This window comes from Streptosporangium sp. NPDC005286, from assembly GCF_040607515.1.
Taxonomy (GTDB): Bacteria; Actinomycetota; Actinomycetes; order Streptosporangiales; family Streptosporangiaceae; genus Streptosporangium.
In genome coordinates, this window is record NZ_JBEXGU010000155.1 from 1 (window position 1) to 21,571 (window position 21,571).

A 21,571-nucleotide genomic window follows, 5' to 3' on the forward strand; every position below is an offset into this window, starting at 1 on the left:
GGTACCGGCGGGCGATGGCGCAGTTGCTGGGGGCGACGGAGGTCGATGAGCTGATCTCGCATTCGCTGTTCTCGGTGGAGGGCGGGCAGGCGGCGGCGGCGCAGCTGCTGGCGCGCGGCTGTACGGGGATCGTGTGCGCGTCGGATCTGATGGCGCTGGGGGCGATCCGGGCCTGCCGTGACCGGGGGCTCTCGGTGCCGGGGGAGGTGTCGGTGGTGGGGTTCGACGACTCGCCGCTGATCGCGTTCACCGACCCGCCGCTGACCACCGTGCGCAAACCCATCGGCGCCATGGCCTCGGCGGCGGTGGCCACCCTCCTGGAGGAGATCAACGGGGTCCGCGCCAAGCACGTCGAGCTGATGTTCCAGCCCGAGCTCGTCGTGCGCCGCTCGACCGGTTCAGGCCCGCTGGTCAACCGCTAGGCACGCTTGCCGTGAAAGGTCCGAGATGAACAGCGGTCACGACGTCGTCGTCATCGGCGGCACCGGGGTCGACACCACCGCCTACGTGCCCTCGCTGCCCCTGCCGTACGCCGACACCTACGCGGTCCCTCCGGTGGTGGACCGGATCGGCAACACCGGCAGCGGGGTCGCCCTCGGCTGTCACGCGCTCGGGTTGAGGGTCAGGCTGGTCGACCTGATCGGCGACGATCCGCAGGGCCGCTTCATCCGGGCCCATTTCGAGGCCAGGGGTGTGGAGGCCGGCTGGGCGCTCGCCCCGCAGGGGACCCGGCGCAGCATCCTGCTCGTCGGCCCCGACGGGCGGCGCACCTCGCTGTTCGACCCGCGCGCCGCGGCGGGCGAGCGGCTGCCCAGGGAGCTCTACCTGGACGCGGTCCGCGCGGCCCGGCACGTCCACGTGTCGATCACCGACTTCTCCCGGCACGTCTACCCCGACCTGGGCTCCGGGTCCGTCTCCACCGACCTGCACGACTGGGACGGCGAGAACGACCACCACAGAGACTTCGCCTACTCCTCCGACCTGGTCTTCCTGTCGGCCACCGCCCTCGGCCCGCGCCGCGACGAGGTCATGCGCGACATCCTGGCGCGCGGCCGGGCCAGGGCCGTGGTCTGCACCGAGGGCGCGGAGGGCTGCCACGTCCTCGACGAGAACGGCCTGCGAGGCTTCCCCGCGGCACCGCTGCCGGGGCCGGTGGCCGACAGCAACGGCGCCGGGGACGCGTTCGTCTCCGGCGTACTGTACGGCCTGCTCTCCGGGCGCTCCCTCGACGACTCCATCCCCCTCGGGGCCCTCGCCGGGGCCCACGCCTGCACGTCGGAGGGCACCCACGAGAACCCCATCAGCGAGCCGGACCTCCTCGATCGTGCCGGGTGACCCTTCTCCGACCGGGAGCTCCACGCGGGCCTGGTCGCCGCGCGGATCCCGGCGGCCGGCCTCCCCGTCGCGGCAGACGTCCGACTCGCCGGCACACCGTTCCGCGGACAGGGAAGGCTCTACGATCGACCCATGACGCTGACGGTGCTGACGGGCGCGGGGATCTCCACCGAGTCCGGGATTCCCGACTACCGAGGGCCGAACGGCGTGTGGCGTAAGGATCCCGATCACGAGAAGCTCGTCACCTACGACCACTACATGGCCGATCCGGAGATCCGGCGGCGCTCGTGGCTGATGCGCCGCGACAATCCCGCCTGGCGGGCCGAGCCGAACGCGGCACACCGCGCCCTGGCCAGCCTGCCCGACACGTGGATCATCACCCAGAACGTCGACGGCCTGCACCAGCGGGCCGGGTCGCCGCCCGAGCGGGTGCTGGAGCTGCACGGCAACATGTTCGGCGCCCTGTGCACCGCCTGCGGCGCCACCTCCACCACGCGGGAGGCGGTCGAGCGGATCCTCGCGGGCGAGAGCGACCCCGCCTGCCGCGACTGCGGTGGCATCCTCAAGACGGCCACCGTGATGTTCGGCCAGGCCCTCGACACGGCCACCCTCACCCGGGCGATCGAGGCGGCCGAGAAGTGCGAGGTGTTCGTCGCCGTCGGCACCTCGCTGCAGGTGCAGCCCGCCGCCTCCCTGGTGGGCATCGCCGTCGGAGCGGGCGCCCGGCTGGTCATCGTCAACGCCGAGCCGACCCCCTACGACCACCTGGCCGACGAGGTGATCAGCGACCCCATCGGCGTCGCGGTCCCCCGCCTCTGCTCGTCTCTCGCCTGACGGAGGGGGCCGGCGGACGACCCCCGGGCGGGGCGCCGTGTCCGGTGAACGGGAGCCGTCAGGATCGAACGGAGGAGGATGACGGCCATCCGCCGGGTACGCCCCGGGCAGGCCTCACACGGAGATGTTGACGACGCTGGTGAGGATGACCGCCGAATCCTCGGCGGCCTCAAGTGAGTGACGTCGCTGCGGGATCGGGGTGGCCTGGCCCGTGCTGACTTCGACGCTCTGCCCCTCCTCGACGATCCGTACCCGCCCGGACAGGACGTGCAGGCTCGCGGCCGGCGGGGCGTCGTGGTCACCGAGGACGGTTCCGGCGATCAGCGCGATGACCGCCTGGCGTAGCGTGCCCTCGTTGAGGTAGGTGTGGGCGCTACGGCCGTGCGCGCTCTCCCTGGCGAGGGCGAGATGTTCCTCGGCGAGAGCCAGTACGTCGATCATTGAGGTTTCCTCCCGGTCGTTCTGAGCCTGCCCTGGGTGAGGAATGCGCAGCGCCAGGCGGAGGTAAAGTCATCCGTCCCGGGTGGGGGGCCGTTCGCCGAAGCGGATGGCCCGGAGCAGGTCCGCGGCGGGACGGTCGAGGATCGTGACGCCCGTGGCCGGGGGGAGCACGCCGCCGCGGGCGCGCTCGATGAGCACCCGCCAGCGGCGGCAGTGCCGGGCGAAGGTGGTGCCCGTGACGACCCGGCCGCGCGAGAGTTGTCCCTCGCGGGCCGCGCTCGGCTCCACGTCGAGCAGGATCAGATGGATCTCGCTGCCGACCCCGCGCGCCAGCCAGGCGAAGCCGTACAGGATGTGCGGCCAGGTGCCGCGGGTGTGCGCGACGACGCCGTGCCCTCGCAGCAGGGCGCGGGCGATCCGCGCCACATGGGTGGTGTGCACGATCGGGGTGCGGGCTCGCGGGGGGATCGGGCCGAGATAGCGGGCCCACCAGTTGCGGGACTGACGGGAGTCGATGACGCGGACCTCACCGGCGCGGACCGGTTCCCTCTCGTCGCCGCGCAGCCCGTACAGCCGGTCGAGCAGGGTGCTCTTGCCCGCACCGGGGAGCCCCGCGAGGAGCACCAGCGTCCCGGCCGGATAGTGCAGCTCCTCGACGGAGGACTGGCCGGCCGATGTGGTGGCCATCGGGTGCACCTCGCAGGAAAGGGGATTCCCCCCATCATGTGTCCCGGGGCACCGCCACGGTGGAATCCGGTTCGCCGCCGATTCGGCGGGCACCGGAGGGGACTGCGCCCGAGCGGAGGAACACCGGGAAGGCGGTACCTGCGGGAGACCGTCGGTGGGCATGCTCGCTCCTCGAATGCGCTCGGTCATTCGAGGTCTCCTTCACCCGCACCTCGCGGGCAACCGTCCGGGGACGCCACAGGGCGTCCGTACTGACCGGGGCGGTTCTTGGGAAGTACTCCCCTCGTTCGTTCAAGGGTAGGGGAATCCGGGCGGTGGCGCGGTCACCGGAAGGAGACTCTCCGGTAAACGCGCGGCGCCGGCACCTTTTGGCGGTGGGGTGCCGGCGCCGCCTGCGAGGCCCAGGGCCCTCGTGCCCGTCGGCCGTCCGTCAGTAGCCGGAGTTGCCGGAACCGGAGCCGTGGGAGCTTGAATGTGAGGGCGAGGGCGCGGGGGAGGCGCCGCCGGAGGGGGAGGCCGTCGGGGTGGCGGCGCCCGCGGGCCGGATCAGGCCGAGCAGGCCGTGGGTGCCACCGTCGCTGCCGGCGCTGAACCACAGGGAGCCGGTGCCGCCGACGGCGTCCGTGCCGGGTTCCAGGTCCCACAGGCCGCCCAGGGTGATGGGCCTGCCGTCGGCGGAGCGCAGCGGGCCGAGCGGGCGGCCGTTGCGCGGGTTGTAGGCGTTGATCCGGCCGTCGCCGAAGTTGCCGACGAGCAGGGCTCCGGAGTGGGCGCCGAACCCCTTCGGGGCCGGCGTCATCGCCCAGGGCGCGTTGAGTGCCCCCCGCGCGGCGAAGCGGCCGACGAACCGGCCGGAGCCGTTGAACTGGCTGATGAACCCCTTGCCCTGCCCGGCCACCGACTTGCCGGTCTCGGGGTCGCGCTTGGCGTACGCGACGAGGATGGAGCGGCCCACGACCTCCACGTTGAACGGCGCGTAGTCGTCAGGCAGGCCCGGGTCGCGGAACGCGCGACGGCTGGTCATGATCCGTTCGAAGTCGCCGTCGAAGACGTGGATCCGGTTGCCCGCGAAGTCGGCGGCCAGCAGCAGCGGCCCCCGGTTGGTCTGGGCCAGGGCCAGGCCCTTGAAGTCGGCGCCCTTCACGAACGCGCTGATGATCGCGTCATCGGGGTCGGCCTCGGCGTTCCAGCCGGTGATCGCCCCGCTGGGGCTGGCGAAGATGAACGTCGCGGGTCCCGAACCGCCGGGTCCTTTGACGACGAACTCCTCGCCCATGTTGACGACCTGCCCGGTGGGCCTGCCGCCGGGGACGCGGACCTGGGTCCTCTCCTGCTTCACGGTGCCCGCGCCGCCGGAGTAGACCGTGGCCAGGCCGCTGCCCGCGGCCGAGACCCAGAGGGTCTTGCCCATGGCCAGTCCCCACGGGTTGATCAGTGCGGGGTCGGTGACCGCCGCCCGTCCGCTGACGTCCGAGACCAGGTTGGTGACCGAGAAACGGCTCTGCGTGCGTTGCGTTCCGGCCTGCGCGTGGCCGGTCCAGGATTTCGCCTGACCGGTTCCGGCTCGGGCCTGTTTCGCTCCGTTCTGCGCCTGCTGGGTTCCGGCGGACGCCGTACCGGCGACGCCCACGACCAGAACCGTGGCGCAGATCGTGACGATGCGTACTCGCATTCATGGCTCCTCTGTGAGGGAGTGCCTTTCGCCGCGAGATACGCGCGGGGTCCGTACCCGGTTCAGCCCGTTTCCCGGTGGCCGGGACCGGCGAGGAGCCGGCCGAGCGGAAAAGGGATGGCCCATGGCCGCCGGGTAGGGCGGCCATGGGCCTGATCTCACGAGCGTCACACCGGGTCACGGCCGGCTCATGACCGCGGGCGAGCCAAGGGAGGACAGGCACGCCCGCGGAGTCCTGCCGGCGAGCTAGCGGCGGAGGGCGGCCGCCTCGGTGGCCAGCTTCTCGATCCGTGCGTAGTCACCGGTGGCGAGCGCGTCGGCGGGGGTGAGCCAGGTACCGCCCACGCAGCCCACGTTCGGCAGTGCCAGGTAGTCGGGGGCGGTCGCGAGCCTGATGCCGCCCGTCGGGCAGAACCTGATCTGCGGCAGCGGGCCGCCGAGCGCCTTCAGGTACGGCAGGCCGCCGGCGGCCTCGGCCGGGAAGAACTTCATCTCGGTCACCCCGCGCTCGGCCAGCGCCATGACCTCGGACGCGGTCGCCGCGCCGGGCAGGAACGGCACCCCGCCGGTCGCAAGGGCGTCGAGAAGTTTCGGGGTGGTTCCCGGGCTGACCAGGAAGGCGGAACCGGCCGCCACCGAGGCGGCCACGTCGGCCGGGGTGCGGACGGTGCCCGCGCCGACCACCGCCTCGGGGACCTCGGCGGCGATGCGCGCGATGGCGTCCAGGGCGGCGGCGGTGCGGAGGGTGACCTCGATGGCCGGCAGGCCGCCCGCTACCAGGGCGCGGGCCAGGGGGACCGCGGTCTCCGGGTCGTCGATCACGACCACCGGGATGACGGGGGCGATGTCGAGCAGGCTACTCACACGTACTCCAGGTTGGACAGGTGTTGGTTCAGCCACGCCGCCGCGCCGACCAGGGCGGGCTGTGGGGCCACGATCAGCGTGGTGGCGATGCCGGAAAGGTAGTCGTTCAGGGTGGGGGTGGCTTCGAAGCGGCGGCGGAAGTCGCTGGAGCGGACCCGGTCCACGATACGTGGCAGCACGCCGCCGCCCAGGTAGACCCCGCCCCGGGCACCGAGGGTCAGGGCGACGTTGCCGGCGAAGGTGCCGAGCATGGCGCAGAAGACCTCGATGGTCTGCGCGCACAGCGAGTCGTCCATCCGGGCCACGATGTCGGAGGCCGACAGCCTCGGCGCGTCCACCCCGCGGACGAGGGCGAGCCCCCGGTGCAGGCGCGACAACCCCGGCCCGGAGAGCAGGTGCTCGGCCACCACGTGCTCCATGCCGTCCGCGCGCAGCGCCCGGACGATCTCGTGGTCGCGCTCGTCGAGGAGCGGCACGGTGACGTGGCCGCCCTCCCCGGGGATCGGCACCCAGCCCTCGGCGGCGGGCACCAGGCCGCCCACGCCGAGGCCGGTTCCGGGCCCGAGCACGGCCTTGACGCCGCGCGAGGGCTCCGGGCCGCCCAGACAGACCAGGTCCTCGCCCCGCAGGTACGGCAGGGACGCGGCCAGGGCCTCGAAGTCGTTGAGCAGCCAGGCGTTCGGGATGCCCAGCTCACTCACCGACCCCGTCCACCCGGCGTTGGTGAGCCGGTAGCGGTCACCGTCCACGGGCCCTGCGATCGCGATGCACGCGGCTCCCGGCCGAACTCCGCCCGCATGGTCTGCGAGATAAGCGGCTACGGCTTCGGGAAGGCCATCGTGTTCCGCGCCCGCGAGCACGGCCACCGTATCGGGCTGACCACCGGCCTCGGTGACCAGTCCGAACCGGGCGTTGGTGCCGCCGACGTCCGCGACGAGCCAGGGAAGGCTCACATGATCTCCTTCGCGGGCCGTACGGGGGAGACGGTGTGCGCGGTCATGCCCGGCCGCCGTTCGCGACGGCCTCGGCGTGGCCGTTCAGGGGGAAGATGCCCGCGCCGCGCTCGGCCGGGCCCGCCGCGCGGCGGAAGGCGCCGAACAGCTCGCGGCCGGTGCCCACCCACTGGGCGTCGGTGAGCGGCGCGCCATGCGGGGACCGGGCGGCCAGCTCGTCGGCGGGGAGCAGCAGCTCCAGGGTGCCGGCGGCGGCGTCGAGGCGGATCGGGTCGCCGTCCAGCACCAGCGCGATGGGGCCGCCGTCGGCGGCCTCCGGCGACAGGTGGATGGCGGCGGGGACCTTGCCCGACGCGCCGGACATGCGGCCGTCGGTGACGATCGCCACCCGCTGTCCCCGGTCGAGCAGCACCGCCATCGGCGGGGTGAGCTTGTGCAGCTCGGGCATGCCGTTCGCGCTCGGTCCCTGGTATCGGATGACCGCGACGAAGTCCTGCCCGTCGAGCTCGCCCGCGTCGAAGGCGCGCAGCAGCTCCAGCTGGTCGTCGAAGACCTTGGCGGGGGCCTCGATGACCAGGTGCTCGTCCTTGACCGCGGAGACCTTGCTGACCGCGCGCCCCAGATTGCCGTTGAGCATGTGGATGCCGCCGTCGGCGGAGAACGCGTCGGAGACCGGGCGCAGCACGTCCAGGTCGGTGCTGCCCTCGGTGCGCTCCTCCCAGACCAGCTCGCCGTCCTTGAGCTCGACGGCCGAGCGATAGTGGTCCAGACCGCGCCCGGCGACGGTCAGCACGTCGCCGTGGAGCAGCCCGGCGTCCAGCAGGTCGCCGATGAGCACCTGCATGCCGCCCGCGGCCTGGAAGTGGTTCACGTCCGCCTGGCCGTTGGGGTACATGCGGGTCAGCAGCGGCACGACCTTCGACAGCGCGGCCAGGTCGTCCCAGAGGAGTTCGATGCCCGCCGCCGCGGCGATGGCGACGATGTGCATCGTGTGGTTGGTCGAGCCGCCGGTCGCCAGCAGCGCCACGCAGGCGTTGACTATCGCCTTCTCGTCGACGACCTCGCCCACCGGGGTGTACTCGTCGCCGTGCGCGGTCAGTTCCACCGCCCGCCTGCCCGCCGCCTTCGTCAGGGCCTCGCGCAGCTCGGTGCGCGGGTTGACGAAGGTCGAGCCCGGCAGGTGCAGGCCCATGACCTCGATCATGACCTGGTTGGAGTTGGCGGTGCCGTAGAAGGTGCAGGTGCCGGGGGAGTGGTAGGACTTCGCCTCGGCGTCGAGCAGCTCGTCCCTGCCGACCTTGCCCTCGGCGAACAGCTGCCGGGTGCGGGCCTTGACCTTGTTGGGCAGGCCGGAGGTCATCGGCCCGGCGGGGACGAACACCGCGGGCAGGTGGCCGAAGTGCAGCGCCCCGATCAGCAGGCCGGGAACGATCTTGTCGCAGACGCCGAGCATGAGGGAGGCGTCGAACATGTCGTGCGAGAGCGCGATCGCGGTGGCCATCGCGATGACCTCGCGGCTGTAGAGCGACAGCTCCATGCCCGCCCGGCCCTGGGTGATGCCGTCGCACATCGCGGGCACGCCGCCGGCGAACTGCGCGACGCCGCCGGCCTTCCGGACGGCCGCCTTGAGGATCGCCGGGTAGGTCTCGTAGGGCTGGTGTGCCGAGAGCATGTCGTTGTAGCTAGACACGATCGCCACACCGGGCTTGACGCCTGCCCGCAGGTCGCGCTTGTCGCCTTCTCCCACGCCGGCGAAGCCGTGGGCCAGGTTGGCGCAGCCCAGGCTCGCCCTGGCGGGACCGCGCCGGCGGGCCGCCTCGGCCTCGGAGCGCAGCCGGGCCAGGTACGCGGTACGGCTGGGGCGGCTCCGCCCGACCAGGCGGTCCGTCACTTCTTGGATCACGGGATGCATCCGGCCTCCTGCGTCACGGTCGGTTCGGTCTGTGTGCTGTTCCCGGCCGCTCAAGCCAGTCCCTCCCCGTGCCAGGTGCGGCCGCTGCGGCCGACGAGTTCGTGGGCCGAGGCGGGGCCCGCGCTGCCCGCCGGGTACGGCTCGGGGGCCGTGCCCCGCGACTCCCACTCGCTGATGATCGGATCGATCCACCGCCAGGCGGCCTCGACCTCGTCGCGCCGCATGAACAGGGTCGGGTTGCCCGCCAGGACGTCCATGAGGAGTCGCTCGTAGGCGTCGGGCACCCGGCCGGTGAAGGTCTCGGCGAAGCTGAGGCCGAGCGGGACCGGCTTGAGCGCCACCTCGCCCGCGCCGGGCTCCTTGGCCATGATGTTCAGCTGGATGCCCTCGCTCGGCTGCAGCCGCAGCACCAGCCGGTTGGGCGTGCTGCCCGGGAAGATCGAGTGGGGCACGTCCTTGAACTGCACGACGATCTCCGAGCAGCGGTACGGCATCCGCTTGCCGGTGCGCAGGTAGAACGGCACCCCCGCCCAGCGCCAGTTCTTCACCTCGGCGCGGATCGCGGCGAAGGTCTCCACCCGCCGGGAGGCCTCGGTGGGGGCGGTGCGGTCGGGCTCGTCGAGGTAGCCGGGGACCCGGGCGCCGCCGGACTCGCCCGCCGTGTACTGGCCGCGTACGGTGAAACGGTCGACCTCGCCGCCGGTGACGGCCCGCAGTGACTGGAGGACCTTGACCTTCTCGTCGCGGATCGACTCGCGGTCGTTGCGCGAGGGGGGCTCCATCGCGACCAGGCAGAGCAGCTGGAGCAGGTGGTTCTGCACCATGTCGCGGAGCGCGCCCGCGTGGTCGTAGTAGCCGCGCCGGCCAGGGGTGCCCACGGTCTCGGCGACGGTGATCTGGACGTGGTCGATCCAGAGGGAGTTCCAGATCGGCTCCAGGAACGCGTTGGCGAACCGGAGCACGAGGAGGTTCTGGACCGTCTCCTTACCCAGGTAGTGGTCGATGCGGTAGACCTGCCGCTCGTCGAAGATGGCGCCGACCTCGTCGTTGATGCGCAGCGCGCTGGTCAGGTCGCGCCCGAGGGGTTTCTCCAGCACCACTCGTGAGGCGGGGGTGACCAGACCCGCGCGGTGTGCCTCCCGGCAGAACGGGCCGAACGTCATGGGCGGGCTGGCCAGGTAGAAGACCCGGGCGCGGTGCTCGTACCCGGCGAGCAGCCCGGTGAGCCTCGCCCACCCGGTCGGGTCCTGGCCGCCGATGTCGACGCTGACGTGGTGCAGGCGGCCGAGGAAGCGCTGCCAGGTGCCCGGGTCGTCCACCGGCACCGAGTCGCGCACCTCCGCGTCCACCTTGCCGCGGAAGTCGGCGTCGTCGAGCCCGCCGCGGGACATCGCGATGACGCGGGTCGCGGGGGCGAGGAGGCCGTCGCGGTCGGAGTGGTAGAGCGCCGGGAGGAGTTTCCGCATGGAGAGGTCGCCTGTGCCACCGAAGACGATGAGGTCGGCGGGTTGCGGGGTCTCGGACATGGGGGAGCGCTCCGTGATGATCTACCGAAATTAGGGATAGATCGGACAGTAGCCATATCTTGCGCTCTACACAAGCCGAGTTTTGTCATTTGAGATGAGAAAGTGCGACGTTTTCATTTCCTAAGTAGGTGTGGTTCACTTAGCCGATGCCTCGACGTCCCGCTGCCGCGCTGGCCACCAGCGGTGAGGTGCTACGCCTCATCCGCTCCGGTGAGGCGGTCACACGCGCCGACATAGGGCGCGTCACCGGCCTGTCCAGGCCGGCCGTGTCCCTGCGCGTCACCGAGCTGCTGGAGCAGGGCCTCGTCGTGGAGGACAGCGAGGGCCCCTCCACCGGAGGCCGTCCGCCCACCCGCCTGGTCCTGAACGCCTCGGGTGGCCTCGTCCTGGTCGGCTCGCTGGGCGCGAGCCGCGCGCAGGTCGCCGTCTGTGACCTGGCGGGCGAGGTGGTGGCCCGCGCCGGACTGTCCGTGGACGTGGAGGAGGGCCCTGACGTCGTCCTCCCACTGGTCATGCAGACCTGGAGTGAACTGCTCGGCGACCGCCCGGCCTCCCTGGTCCGCGGCGTCGGCCTGGGTGTCCCGGCCACCGTCGAGTTCGCGGCCGGGCGCACCGAGAGTGCCCGGATCATGGCCAGCTGGACGGGGGTGGCCATCCCGCCGATCATCGCCGAGCGCTTCCCCGTTCCCGTCCTCCTCGACAACGACGTGAACGTCATCGCCATCGGCGAGCACCGCGCGATCTACGCGGGTGAGGCCGACGACCTGCTGTTCATCAAGGTCTCCACCCGGATCGGCTCCGGCGTCATCGCCGGCGGCGAGATCCTGCGGGGGGCGCTGGGCGCCGCCGGGGAGATCGGGCACATCCCGGTCCGCGACGGCGGGGGAGTGCTCTGCCGCTGCGGCAACATCGACTGCGTCGACTCGGTCGCCAGCGGCACCGCGATCCTGCGCGAGCTCCGTGCCCGGGGGCACGAGGTCAAGACCATGGCCGACGTGGTGAGCCTGGTCCGGGCCGGCGACGCGGAGACCATGACCGTGGTCCGCAACGCCGCCCGGATGCTCGGCGAGGTCGTCGCCAGCGCGGTCAACCTGCTCAACCCCGCGGTGGTCGTGCTCGGCGGCGACGTGGCGGAGACCTTCCAGCCGATGGTCTCAGGGGTTCGCGAGGTGATCCACCGCCGCTCGACGGCCCTGGCGACCCGTAACCTGCGCATCGAGCGCAGCCGTCTCGGCCCGGGCGCCGGGATCATCGGCTGCGCCCACATGGTCCTGGATCACATCCTCTCCCCCGAGGCCGTCGACTCCGCGGTCTGGCAGGCGGTCCGCCCCGTTCGCTCCCTGGCCTGACAGCCCTCGGCCTGACGAACCGCCCCGCCGGGCTCCGCCGCCTGGCGGTCAGGCCATCAGCGATCAGGTGCCGGCCAGGACGAGGCAGAAGTCACCGGTCGGGTCGGTGTAATGGCCGATCATTCCGAATCCGGCGGTGACCAGCTCTTGCCGCAGGCCCTCAGGGCGGAACTTGGCGCTGATCTCGGTGCGCATCTCCTCCCCGGCCACGAAGGAGACCCGCAGGCCGAGATCGGGAATCCGCACGCGCATGGCGCGGCTCGCGCGCAGCCGCATCTCGATCCACTCGTGCCGCGCGTCGTACAGCGCGACGTGCTCGAAGGCGTCCGGGTCGAAGTCGGCGCCCAGCTCCCTGTTGATCACGTGCAGGACGTTCCGGTTGAAGGCGGCGGTCACCCCGCTCACGTCGTCGTAGGCCGCGACCAGCCGGTCGGTGTCCTTGACCAGGTCCGCGCCGAGCAGGAAGGTGTCGCCGGGGCGTAGCGTGGCACGCAGCTCCTTCAGGAAGACCTCGCGTGCCGCCGGGGCGAGGTTGCCGACGGTGCCGCCGAGGAAGGCCACCAACCGCCGTCCGGTACGGGGCAGCAACGCCAGGTGCGCCTCGAAGTCGGCGCAGATCGCGCGGACGGTCAGGCCGCGGTAGCGCCAGGCGAGCCACCGCGCGGCGTCGCCCAGGGTCGCCCCGTCGACGTCCACCGGGGTGTAGACGCGCAGCGTCCCCGTCGCGGAGAGGGCGTCGAGCAGCAGCACGGTCTTCTCGCTGGTCCCCGAGCCGAGCTCGACCAGGGTGTCGGCGCCGGAGCGCGTGGCGATGTCGAGGGCGTGCCGGCGCAGGATGGCCAGCTCGCGGCGGGTGGGGTAGTACTCGGGCAACCGGGTGATCCGGGAGAACAGCTCGCTGCCGGCCTCGTCGTAGAACCACTTGGGCGGCAGCCACTTGGGCGTGGACGTCAGCCCGGTGCGGACGTCGTGTTCGAGTGCCTGGTGAAGGTGGTCGCGGCCGAGATGGTCCACCAGGTGTACGGCTGACTGGCTGACTGACACGGGGCCTCCTGGGGCTGTGGGTCACGGGTCCCGCTCGCCGGTCCGTGACCGGGGTGCTGTGCTTTCCTGTGGTCCGCCTCCTCCCTGTCGTGGTGCTGTCGCGGCCCTGTCACGGCTCTGTCACAGTGGCTGGACGCGCACGCCGTCCGCGGAGGCGAGGACCAGGGTCCGATCCGGTACGGCCTGCCAGCCGGGCCGGTCGTCCAGCGGTTCGCTCGCCACGAGCACGCCGTCGCGCGGGTGGTCCCCGAGGTGGAGGAAGAGTGTGTCGCCCCAGGCGGTCGCGGCGATCGACCGGCCGTCGCAGGCGAGCAGGTTCAGCCGGGCGTCGGGATCCTTCACCCCGGCGTGGGTGACGACCTCCATCAGGGCCTCGCCGAGCGGGTCGCCCGCGCGCCGCCGGGTGAACACCGCGGCGGCGAGCCACGCCGAGTCGCAGGAGCTCTCCGCGTCCTCGGCGAGTTCCCTGACCGCCTCCCGCGCCACGCGGCCGTTGTGGCTGAGCAGCCACGGCCCGTCGGCGAAGGGCGCGGTCGCGCTCTCCTCGATCGGCATCCCGGCGGTGGCCGACCGTACGGCGGCCAGCAGGCAGCCGGAGCGGGCGACCCGTGCGAGGTCCGTCAGGTTGGCGTCCGCCCAGATGGGGACCGTACGGCGGTAGCGGACCGGTTCGGCGCGGGAGGCGTCGTACCAGCCCATGCCGAAGCCGTCGGCGTTGACGGTGCCGTAGCGCTGCAGGCGCGGGGCGTGGGACTGCCGGAGCAGGCCGTGGCCGGGCTCGTGGATCAGCGAGGACAGCGGACGGGGAGCGCCCAGCCAGGCCGCGTGGCGGCACATCTACCGCTGCCCCGGTGAGCGCCCGGAGAAGTGCTCCGGGGATTCCCCTGGTGAGTCCTCGGGGAAGGCCGAGCGGGCACACCGGAAGCCGGAGAAGATCTGCCTGCGGGCAGGACGGTCCCAGTTCCTGAACGTGGTGCGGGCCACGGCCGGGTCGGACGCCCAGGATCCGCCGCGCAGCACCCGGTGTCGAGAGTCGAAGAACACCTCGCTGTACTCGGGGTAGGGAAAGCTGCGGAAGCCGGGATGGGGCAGGAACCACGAACCGGTCCACTCCCACACGTCCCCGATCATCTGCTCGGTGCCGTAGGCGCCCGCCCCCGCGGGGAAGGCACCGAGCGGTGCGGGCCGTGCCGCCCTGTGCCCGAGGTTCGCCGTGGCGGGCCCGGGATCGTCGTCCCCCCACGGATATCTCCGCGCCCGCCCGGCCTCGGGGTCCCAGCCGCAGGCCTTCTCCCACTCGGCCTCGGTGGGCAGCCGCCTGCCGGCCCACCGGGCGTAGGCGTCGGCCTCGTACCAGCACACGTGCTGGACGGGCTCGTCCATGGGGACGGGCTCGGTCCGGCCGAAGCGGGTGCGCCACCAGGTGCCGCCATCGGCGATCCAGAACAGCGGGGCGAAGGCGCGGCTCCGCTGCAGCCAGAGCCGGCCCTGCGGAGACCACCAGCGGGGGTCGTCGTAGCCACCGTCGGCGATGAAGTCCGTGTAGGCGCGGTTGCCGACGGGGAGCCTGTCGATCCAGTAGCCGGGCAGGTCGAGCCGGTGGGCCGGGCGCTCGTTGTCGTAGGCCCACGACAGGGTGTCGGTGCCCATCGTGAAGGGACCCGCGGGAACGAACACCTCGTCGGTACCCGAGGGCCGGCCGGGGGGCAGTTCGCCGTCGCGGACCAGGCCGGGTGCACCGGACAGCTGCAGGGTGGCGAGCATCGTCTCGTCGTGCTGGTGCTCGTGCTGGATCACCAGGCCGAAGACGAAACCGTCCCGGTGCAGGGGGTCGGGACCGTGCGGGTCGATCGCGTCCAGGACGTCCAGCACCCGGCCGCGCACGCCCTCGATGTAGCGGCGCGCCTCCATCGGTCCCAGGATGGGCAGGGCCGTGCGGTTCGCGCGCGGATGCCGGAACGCGTCGTACAGGTCGTCGATCTCCGGGCGGAGCGGGGTGATCCCGCCGGCCTGCCGCAGCACCCACAGCTCCTCGTAGTTGCCGACGTGCGCCAGGTCCCACACCAGCGGCGACATCAGCGGCGAGTGCTGCCTGACCAGCAGGTCGTCCTCGGCGTCGGTGTAGGCGGTGGACCGGCTCCGTGCGGCGGTCAGCCCGGCGGCGATCCGTTCCTTGAGGTCGCTCATCAGATACCTCCGTGCTGGAGACTCCGCTCCCCGGTCCCGGGCAGGTCCCGAGCCGGCCTTGACGAGGGCGTCAGATCCGTCCTTCCTGGGCCAGCCAGTCGGGCAGGCGCCGTTCCGGCCCGCCGGCCAGGTTCAGCAGGTCGGCGGCCGGGGAGCGGCCGGGGCTCACGTGGCGGTTGGCGAACGCGGCGACCTCGCAGACCAGGGCCGGTGTCGCTCCCAGCCTCGGCAGCGCCGCGAGGGCGGCGCGGAAACAGGCGTCGGCGGCCCTGCGCAGCAGGGGGTCGGCCAGGCCGCGGCGTGCCGCCCGCAGCCACATCCCCGCGCACGGCTCGGCCGCGGCCAGCGCCGCGTCGGCCGCGCGGTCGTCCGTCACCAGGGCGTGGGTCACCGCCGCGCACACCGGCCAGCTCGCCGGGTGCTGGGCGTCGAGGTAGCGGATCTCCAGCCAGCCGCGTGGCCGTACGGGCGGGAAGAGCGTCGTGGCGTGGTAGGTCAGGTCCGCCAGGGTCGGCGGCCGCGCGGACGCGGTCAGCCGGTCGCGGAAGGTCGAGCCGTCACGGACCGGGCGGTACCGCGCGTCTTCGGGACTCTCCGGGTTCTCCGGGTTCTCCGGGGCCTCGCGCACGGCCATGAGGCGGGCGTTGAGCAGGTACTCGGCCCAGTCGGCGGCGGGGTCGCCGCCGGCGGGGACAGCGGCCGTGCGAGTGCGGTCGAGCCGATCCCACACCGCCTGGCGGCCCGACATCCACCCGCACGGCCGGCTCCCGCTGAGCGGCGAGTTGGCGAAGGCCGCCACCAGGACGGGACCCAGCAGGTGGGCGCGCTCCCACCGGGTCGCGGGTCTGGTACCCAGGTCCAGATTGACCTGGATCGAGGCCGTCGAGCACATCATCAGCGCCCCGTACGGCATGCCGAGAAACTCCGCCATCGCCTCGTACCGGGGCAGGCGCAGCTGCCGCCACGCCGGCCGCAGCGGGTCGAGTCCCACCCCGGCCGGCACCAGGTCGGCGTCCCGCAGCGCTCCGCGCGCGGCGGCCACATCGGCGGTGAGGCGGGTGATCGCGTCGGGCAGCGAGCCCGGTGGCCCGGAGAGCTCCAGCTGGCCGCCCGGCTCGAAGGTCACCACACTCCCGCCGGGTAGCGGCGGCAGGACTTCGGCGATCCTGGTCCACGGAACCTGGCGGGCGGGAGCCGTGCGGTCGAAGACCAGGAACTCCAGCTCGACGCCCAGTTGCTCGCCGGGGGAGGCGAGAAAGCACTGTCGGGCGAAGGCCTCCACGTCCGAGGCGTTCCGGATCAGCGTGTTCTCGGTCGCCAGACCAGTCATCCCCGTCCCCTTTCAACATTTATCTGCGGATCTACAGACTTGTACGATGTTCAGGGGGTGGGCGGTGTCGGTAAGTGACGATGATGTGGCGCTCTGTTCCGGCTCCCGGGCATTGCGGTGCCATGTCCGGTGAGACGTTCGGAGAAGCGGTTAGGTGCCTAGGGGGAAAGTTCCCGTTATGGGCGATTTCGACACATTTGTCGATCCGGCCGGTCACCTGCCGCGGCGTCCGTGACCGGGCCGGAGGCCGTGTGCCGCCGGCCGCGCCGCTGTATCGCTGTGCCGCGCGGTGTCGTCAGCGGTCCCCGAATGGGTGGCCGCCGGGGAGAAGCGCCGAGACCTCCTCCGGGCCGGGCGGCTCGGGCCAGCCCGTGGCCGGTCCGGTGCCGGAAGACCGCAGGCCGGAGAGGCCGAGGACCGCGCAGGCCAGCCAGTGCTCGCCCGGCTCGTGTTCGCCGCGCAGTGTGGGGATGACCGTGCGCGGGACGATGACGTTGGTACCCGGCAGGGGGAGGACCAGCTCCCCGCTCCGGGTCCCGCGGAGGTCCTCGATCACGCACAGCCCGGCGGGGGAGTCGAGGCGGGCGTGGCCGGGGCCCTCGGCGGTGCGGTGCGCGGCGGGGTCTCGGTCGACGGCGAACGCCCCCTCGGCCGACAGCAGCCCGCGCCCCGACCGCAGGCGGTGCACCCGTACGTGCCACGGAGGACGCGGGAGTAGCCAGGTGTCGACCTCCACGTCCGGCCATGGTGTCCAGCGGGCGTGGAGCAGGCCGCCGGGTGAGGAGAAGTCCTCGGGCACCTCGCAGGGCCGCCAGTGCGTCCCGTCGTCGCTCAGCGCCAGGGTGCTGTCGAAGGCGCCCTGCTCCAGCCCCCACGAGCCGCCCGGCACGCTGAACCCGAAGGACGTCGAGTAGGCGAACTTGGCGTACTTCGCCGCGCCGTGCCGCACCCACGTGTGGTGCTGCCCCGCGCTCAGCATGACGACCTGCCGTCCCCGCTCGCACCGCATCAGCGCGACCCCCGCCTCCGGCTGGACGCTGGTCGCGGCGAGTTCCCGCGCCGCCTCCTCATCGGCCGTCCAGAAGGGATGCCCGGCGGCGAGTGCCAGTGGCAGGAACGCCTTCAGCGCCCAGTACGGGGAGCCGGGGGCGTTGTACTGCTCGGCGAGAGCGGGCTGGGCGTAGCCGTATCCCAGGGTGAGCAGGCCGCCGGAGTCGCGGATCGGCCGTCCAAGCCACCAGCGCAGATGCCGCATCAGATGCCCCTTCACCTCCCCCCACGGCAGGGCCTCGACTCCGGCGAAGGCGAGGGCGCCCCAGAAGGCTCCCTGCGCGAAGCGGTAGGTCAGGCTCCGGCCGAAGGGCACGGCGGCTCCCCCGGAGGTGAACCAGTGCTGGAAGTCCAGCGCGAAGGCCGCCGCCCGCTCACGCAGGCGCCCGGCGCGGCCGGGATCGCGGTCGGCGGCCAGGGCGGCGTAGACCAGGCCGTAGTAGTGCATCGCGAAGGGGACGTAGTAGTCGCGCTGGGCGGTGGGGCCGTCGCTGTACCAGCCGCCGCCCAGCGCGAAGGACTCCAGCCGCTCCAGACGGGCGAGGTTGGGCCCGGGGTCGAAGCGCACCCCGACGCGGTCCAGGCCGAGCCCCACCATGACGGGGAAGAACTGCCAGTTGTTGTCGACGGCCTCGGCGCTCATCGAGTGGAGCAGCCAGGCCGCGAGGCCGTCGCGTTCCCGGCCGCTCAGCGGGTCCCACACGGCCTCGGGCGCGAGGGCCAGCGCCAGGCCGATCGCGGCGGTCTCCACCAGCCGTTGGTCGACGTCGGTCACCGCCCCCCAGAACTCCTCGTGCCCGGGATCCGTCCCGGTGGCGAGCCCTCGGCGCCAGAGCTCCCAGTGCTCGAAGGATCCCCCTCCGGCCGCCAGCGGCGCCAGCCCCCACAGCGGGCGGGCGAACGCCTCCAGTTCGGCGGCCGCGTCGCCGTAGTGGGCCGTGTTGCTCCCGAGCCGAAGTCGCGCCCGACCCGGACTGAGGTGGGGGACCAGTGGCAGGACGAGTTCGGTCACGAGCCGGCGCATGTCCTCACGGTCACGCGGTGTCCCGCTCCCGCCCGCCCCCGGCGCCGCCGATGACGTGGCTGATCGTTCCACTGTCGCGGAACCCTCCTCTGGTGATCGGCGATCGTGGCCGCCGGAGGCCCTGCCGTCCGGGCCGGACCCGCGCTGAGAGCGCGGTCAGCTCTTGAGCCCGGTGAACGCGATCCCCTGCATGATGCGGCGCTGGAAGATCAGCAGGACCACGATGACCGGGATGACCGCCAGGGCGGCGCCCGCCATGATGTAGTACGCCCGTCCGGACTCGCTGCTGGCCAGCTGCTGCAGGGCCAGCGGCAGCGTGTAGAGCTCGGGGTCGTTGAGCACCACCAGGGGCCAGACCAGGTCGTTCCAGTGGAAGATGAAGCTGGTGATCGTCACGACCGCGAGCACCGGCTTCGACAGCGGGATGATGATGCGCCAGAAGATCTGCATCCGTCCCGCGCCGTCGATGCGCGCCGCCTCCTCCAGCTCGCCGGGCAGCGACATGAAGAACTGGCGCAGCAGGAAGATGTCCAGGACCGAGGCGACGTTGGGCAGGATCAGGCCCCATCCGGAGTCGAACATGCCGAGCGCCTGGGTGACGTGGATGCGTGGCACCAGCAGCGTGATCGTGGGGACCATCATGCCCGCGAGCAGCACGACGAACAGCTTGTCCCTGCCGGGAAAGGGGATCCTGGCGAAGGCGTAGGCGGCCAGCGCGTCGACCAGGAGCTTGCCCGGAACCAGTATCAGGCAGACCCAGACGCTGTTGAGGAACGCCTGGCCCAGCCCGCCGACCTGCAGGACGTGCTCGTAGTTCTCCAGCGTGGGCGACCACTCACCGGTCTTGCGATCCAGCGGAAGCAGGCTGGGCACCTTGGTGTAGACGTCCGAGCCGTGTTTGAAAGAGGTCGCCAGCATCCACAGGAACGGGATCACCGATATGGCCGCCAGCAGCACCAGGGCGATGTAGACGGGCGCGAGCCGTGCTTTCCCGGCCGTCTTCACGACGCCTCCTGCTTGACGAACTTGAACTGCAGGGCAGTGATGATCATGATGAAGAGGAACAGGATGAACGACATCGCGCAGGCCGCGCCCATCGCGTCGTAGCGGAACGCGAACAGGTACAGGTGCAGGACGTAGGTCAGGCCCGACTGCTCGGGGCCGCCGGTGACGCTCCTGCCGCCGCCGCCCGAGAAGATCACATACACCAGGCCGAAGACCTGCAGCGCCGCGATCACGCCGGTGACCAGCAGGTAGAAGGTGGTGGGACGCAGCATCGGCACGACGATCTTCCGGAACCGCTGGACGGGGCCCGCACCGTCGATGATCGCGGCCTCGCGGATCGAGTCGGGGATGCCCTTGAGCCCGGCGAGGTAGATGATCATTGAGATGCCGCACTGCCAGGCGGCGATGAACGACAGGGCCGGGATGACCAGTTCGGGGGTGTTGAGCCAGTTCTGCCCGGGGATGCCGAACAGGCCGAGAAAGCTGTTGACCAGCCCGTACTGCGGGTCGTACAGCCAGCGCCAGATGGCGCCCACCGCGGCCTCGGCGGTCACGACCGGCAGGAACAGCAGCAGCCGGAAGAGGTTGGAACCGCGGCGGATCGTGTTGATCAGCAGCGCCTGGGCGAGCGCGGTGACCAGGGTCAGCGGTACGGCGATCAGCGTGTACTGCAGGGTGACCCGGATCGACTTCCAGAAGTGCGGATACCGCACGTCGTCGAAGAGCAGGTCGGAGTAGTTGGCCAGTCCCACCCAGTTGGGCGCCGACCGCAGGTTCCAGTCGGTGAAGCTGTAGTACAGCGCGGCCAGCGCGGGGTAGAGCAGGAAGATCACGAAATAAATCACCGCGGGGGCGATCAGGAGCCACCCGATGACGTGGTCGCGCCGCCCGAAACCCGGGCGGCGGCGCCGCCCGGGGAGGGGCGTCACGGCGGGCTTGTCAGCCAGCACCGGAGATGCCACGTTTGCCTCGCTTTCGCGTTAGCCGTTCCAGCCGAGCAGCGCGCGGGTCTTGGTCGCCGCCTCGGTCAGCGCCTGCTGGGAGGTGACCTTGCCGCTCAGCGCGGACTCGATCGCGGGGGCGATGATCTCGTCGTTGATCTGGATCCACTCCGGCAGGGCCGGCCTGGCATGGGCGACCTTGAGCTGCTCGAGGAAGGCCGCCTGGTCGGGCCCGAAGGTGGCCACGTCCCTCTCCGCCGCCGCCACATTGGTCGGGAAGCCACCCAGCGCCTGAGCCAGCGTGGTGTTGTTGTCGGCGTTGGTCAGGAAGGTGAGCCACTTCCACGCCAGCTCGGGGTTCTTGCCCTTGCTGAAGACCACCGCGTTCTCGCCGCCGATGTTGCCGGCGGGCTCGGTCTTGTACGGCAGCGGGGCGGTGCCGAACTCCAGGTCGGGGAACTGCTCCTTGATGTTGGCCACGTCCCACGGGCCGGAGATCATCATGCCGGCCAGACCGTTCTCGAAGGCCTTGTCCGAGTCGGTGATCGCCCTGGGGGAGGACGGCAGCAGATCCACCCAGAGCTGGAGCGCGTCGACACCGGGCTGCTGGTCGAACAGGATCTTCTTGTCCTTCTCGTCGACGAGGGAGCCGCCGGCGCCCGCGAGGAAGCCCGGCCACATCCAGCCGCCGTAGCCGTCGCCCTTGGGCACCACCATGCCCGCGACCTTCGGATCGTCCTGGTGGACCTTCGCGGCCGTCTGCTTGAGCTCGTCCCAGGTCTTGGGCGGCGTCGGCACCAGCTTCTTGTTGTAGAAGAGCGCCACCGCGGTGTGGTCCAGCGGCAGGCCGTAGATCTTGTCGTTCACCTTGTTGGTGTTCAGGGCGCCCGCGTAGTACGTCTTCTCGTCGACGGTGCCGGCGGGCATCTCCCTGATGGTGCCGTCGAGCGCGTACCTGGCCACCAGCGGCTGGTCCAGGATGCCGACGTCGGGGACGGTGCCGGCGGCGACGGCGCTGCCCAGCTTGGTGTTGTAGTCGTCCTTGGGGATCTTGACGATCTTGACGGTGACCTTGTTGGCCTTCTCGAAGTCGGTGCGCAGCTTCTCGACGACCTCCCCCGCCTGCGGGGTGCGGTCCTGGAACATCCAGTAGGTCAGTGTGGTGGCCTCCGAGGCCGTCCCGTTGTCGCCGCCGCATGCGACAAGCCCGGCCAGCAGTGCCATACCCGCCGCGGCCCCTGTGACTCTCCTGATCATTTCTTCCTCCTGTTGGGGGGTGCAACGGAGGATAATGTAAGGTGTGAAAAAAGTTCAGTCCCCTTGAGAAACGCTTTGGTAACACGGAGGAGAGGGAGGTGTGGGTCATTCGTGAGGTGTGGTTCCCGGGGAGCGGGGCGCCGGGTGGACGCCCCGTCGC

At 71.7% G+C, this 21,571-nt stretch carries 19 protein-coding genes; 4 read left to right on the forward strand and 15 right to left on the reverse strand.

Going from position 1 to position 21,571, the window contains the following annotated elements; translation table 11 throughout:
• The 3 genes from ABZU75_RS36635 to ABZU75_RS36645 all read left to right on the forward strand — a co-directional run.
• On the forward strand, positions 1-422 hold a 422-nt coding region (locus ABZU75_RS36635), incomplete at its 5' end, for a substrate-binding domain-containing protein (RefSeq protein ID WP_355564741.1).
• Positions 423-447: 25 nt separating this feature from the next.
• Positions 448-1,335, forward strand: coding sequence for a carbohydrate kinase family protein (locus tag ABZU75_RS36640; protein ID WP_355564744.1), 888 nt, complete (start codon positions 448-450; stop codon positions 1,333-1,335).
• Positions 1,336-1,467: 132 nt separating this feature from the next.
• Positions 1,468-2,169 (forward strand): NAD-dependent deacylase, encoded by a 702-nt coding sequence (locus ABZU75_RS36645; RefSeq protein ID WP_355564747.1) that lies wholly within the window; start codon positions 1,468-1,470, stop codon positions 2,167-2,169.
• A 114-nt stretch (positions 2,170-2,283) separates the two neighbouring features.
• Here ABZU75_RS36645 and ABZU75_RS36650 read toward each other — a convergent pair whose 3' ends face one another.
• The 7 genes from ABZU75_RS36650 to zwf all read right to left on the reverse strand — a co-directional run bounded on the left by ABZU75_RS36650 (position 2,284) and on the right by zwf (position 10,224).
• Positions 2,284-2,610 carry a cupin gene (locus ABZU75_RS36650; protein WP_350920514.1) on the reverse strand — a complete coding sequence of 109 codons (327 nt, stop codon included), beginning with the start codon at positions 2,608-2,610 and terminating at the stop codon, positions 2,284-2,286.
• Between the two features lie 69 nt (positions 2,611-2,679).
• On the reverse strand, positions 2,680-3,297 hold the full coding sequence (locus ABZU75_RS36655; protein WP_355564751.1) for an AAA family ATPase: 618 nt from the start codon (positions 3,295-3,297) through the stop codon (positions 2,680-2,682).
• Between the two features lie 430 nt (positions 3,298-3,727).
• Positions 3,728-4,969 (reverse strand): TIGR03118 family protein, encoded by a 1,242-nt coding sequence (locus tag ABZU75_RS36660; RefSeq protein ID WP_355564754.1) that lies wholly within the window; start codon positions 4,967-4,969, stop codon positions 3,728-3,730.
• A gap of 246 nt (positions 4,970-5,215) precedes the next feature.
• Complete coding sequence (gene eda / locus ABZU75_RS36665) at positions 5,216-5,833, reverse strand: bifunctional 4-hydroxy-2-oxoglutarate aldolase/2-dehydro-3-deoxy-phosphogluconate aldolase (RefSeq protein ID WP_355564757.1); 618 nt, start codon at positions 5,831-5,833, stop codon at positions 5,216-5,218.
• On the reverse strand, positions 5,830-6,786 hold the full coding sequence (glk, locus tag ABZU75_RS36670) for a glucokinase (protein ID WP_355564760.1): 957 nt from the start codon (positions 6,784-6,786) through the stop codon (positions 5,830-5,832). The genes eda and glk overlap by 4 nt, the downstream gene beginning before the upstream one ends.
• 43 nt (positions 6,787-6,829) lie before the next feature.
• Positions 6,830-8,698: a phosphogluconate dehydratase gene (gene edd / locus ABZU75_RS36675; RefSeq protein ID WP_355564763.1), complete on the reverse strand. Its 1,869-nt coding sequence runs from the start codon at positions 8,696-8,698 to the stop codon at positions 6,830-6,832.
• 50 nt (positions 8,699-8,748) lie between these two features.
• Positions 8,749-10,224 (reverse strand): glucose-6-phosphate dehydrogenase, encoded by a 1,476-nt coding sequence (gene zwf, locus ABZU75_RS36680; RefSeq protein ID WP_355564766.1) that lies wholly within the window; start codon positions 10,222-10,224, stop codon positions 8,749-8,751.
• A gap of 146 nt (positions 10,225-10,370) precedes the next feature.
• On the opposite strand from zwf, the gene ABZU75_RS36685 reads away from it, so the two are divergent.
• Positions 10,371-11,573 (forward strand): ROK family transcriptional regulator, encoded by a 1,203-nt coding sequence (locus ABZU75_RS36685; protein ID WP_350920493.1) that lies wholly within the window; start codon positions 10,371-10,373, stop codon positions 11,571-11,573.
• 63 nt (positions 11,574-11,636) lie between these two features.
• On the opposite strand, the gene egtD is transcribed toward ABZU75_RS36685, so the two are convergent.
• The 8 genes from egtD to ABZU75_RS36725 form a co-directional block, all read right to left on the reverse strand.
• Positions 11,637-12,617 carry an L-histidine N(alpha)-methyltransferase gene (egtD, locus tag ABZU75_RS36690; RefSeq protein ID WP_355564770.1) on the reverse strand — a complete coding sequence of 327 codons (981 nt, stop codon included), beginning with the start codon at positions 12,615-12,617 and terminating at the stop codon, positions 11,637-11,639.
• Between the two features lie 120 nt (positions 12,618-12,737).
• A complete protein-coding gene (gene egtC / locus ABZU75_RS36695; protein WP_350920487.1) occupies positions 12,738-13,454 on the reverse strand; it encodes an ergothioneine biosynthesis protein EgtC in 717 nt (238 codons plus the stop codon).
• Positions 13,455-14,804, reverse strand: coding sequence for an ergothioneine biosynthesis protein EgtB (gene egtB / locus ABZU75_RS36700; RefSeq protein ID WP_355564774.1), 1,350 nt, complete (start codon positions 14,802-14,804; stop codon positions 13,455-13,457). It abuts the gene before it with no gap.
• A gap of 70 nt (positions 14,805-14,874) precedes the next feature.
• Positions 14,875-16,134: an ergothioneine biosynthesis glutamate--cysteine ligase EgtA gene (gene egtA, locus ABZU75_RS36705; RefSeq protein ID WP_355564777.1), complete on the reverse strand. Its 1,260-nt coding sequence runs from the start codon at positions 16,132-16,134 to the stop codon at positions 14,875-14,877.
• 295 nt (positions 16,135-16,429) lie between these two features.
• Entirely contained in the window at positions 16,430-18,208 is a 1,779-nt protein-coding gene (locus ABZU75_RS36710; protein WP_355564780.1) for a DUF2264 domain-containing protein, read from the reverse strand.
• A 156-nt stretch (positions 18,209-18,364) separates the two neighbouring features.
• Positions 18,365-19,213, reverse strand: coding sequence for a carbohydrate ABC transporter permease (locus ABZU75_RS36715; RefSeq protein WP_355564783.1), 849 nt, complete (start codon positions 19,211-19,213; stop codon positions 18,365-18,367).
• Positions 19,210-20,175, reverse strand: coding sequence for a sugar ABC transporter permease (locus tag ABZU75_RS36720; protein WP_355564786.1), 966 nt, complete (start codon positions 20,173-20,175; stop codon positions 19,210-19,212). The genes ABZU75_RS36715 and ABZU75_RS36720 overlap by 4 nt, the downstream gene beginning before the upstream one ends.
• A gap of 18 nt (positions 20,176-20,193) precedes the next feature.
• Positions 20,194-21,411, reverse strand: coding sequence for an ABC transporter substrate-binding protein (locus ABZU75_RS36725; protein WP_355564789.1), 1,218 nt, complete (start codon positions 21,409-21,411; stop codon positions 20,194-20,196).
• Positions 21,412-21,571: the final 160 nt, after the last annotated feature.

What these genes read in the sequence shown, in the direction of transcription:
- ABZU75_RS36710 (WP_355564780.1), bottom strand. Translation starts at nt 18,208, where the DNA reads ATGCGCCGGCTCGTGACCGAACTCGTCCTGCCACTGGTCCCCCACCTC.
- egtA (WP_355564777.1), bottom strand. Translation starts at nt 16,134, where the DNA reads ATGACTGGTCTGGCGACCGAGAACACGCTGATCCGGAACGCCTCGGAC.
- ABZU75_RS36660 (WP_355564754.1), bottom strand. Translation starts at nt 4,969, where the DNA reads ATGCGAGTACGCATCGTCACGATCTGCGCCACGGTTCTGGTCGTGGGC.
- ABZU75_RS36655 (WP_355564751.1), bottom strand. Translation starts at nt 3,297, where the DNA reads ATGGCCACCACATCGGCCGGCCAGTCCTCCGTCGAGGAGCTGCACTAT.
- ABZU75_RS36645 (WP_355564747.1), top strand. Translation starts at nt 1,468, where the DNA reads ATGACGCTGACGGTGCTGACGGGCGCGGGGATCTCCACCGAGTCCGGG.
- ABZU75_RS36650 (WP_350920514.1), bottom strand. Translation starts at nt 2,610, where the DNA reads ATGATCGACGTACTGGCTCTCGCCGAGGAACATCTCGCCCTCGCCAGG.
- ABZU75_RS36640 (WP_355564744.1), top strand. Translation starts at nt 448, where the DNA reads ATGAACAGCGGTCACGACGTCGTCGTCATCGGCGGCACCGGGGTCGAC.
- ABZU75_RS36685 (WP_350920493.1), top strand. Translation starts at nt 10,371, where the DNA reads ATGCCTCGACGTCCCGCTGCCGCGCTGGCCACCAGCGGTGAGGTGCTA.
- egtC (WP_350920487.1), bottom strand. Translation starts at nt 13,454, where the DNA reads ATGTGCCGCCACGCGGCCTGGCTGGGCGCTCCCCGTCCGCTGTCCTCG.
- zwf (WP_355564766.1), bottom strand. Translation starts at nt 10,224, where the DNA reads ATGTCCGAGACCCCGCAACCCGCCGACCTCATCGTCTTCGGTGGCACA.
- edd (WP_355564763.1), bottom strand. Translation starts at nt 8,698, where the DNA reads ATGCATCCCGTGATCCAAGAAGTGACGGACCGCCTGGTCGGGCGGAGC.
- egtB (WP_355564774.1), bottom strand. Translation starts at nt 14,804, where the DNA reads ATGAGCGACCTCAAGGAACGGATCGCCGCCGGGCTGACCGCCGCACGG.
- ABZU75_RS36725 (WP_355564789.1), bottom strand. Translation starts at nt 21,411, where the DNA reads ATGATCAGGAGAGTCACAGGGGCCGCGGCGGGTATGGCACTGCTGGCC.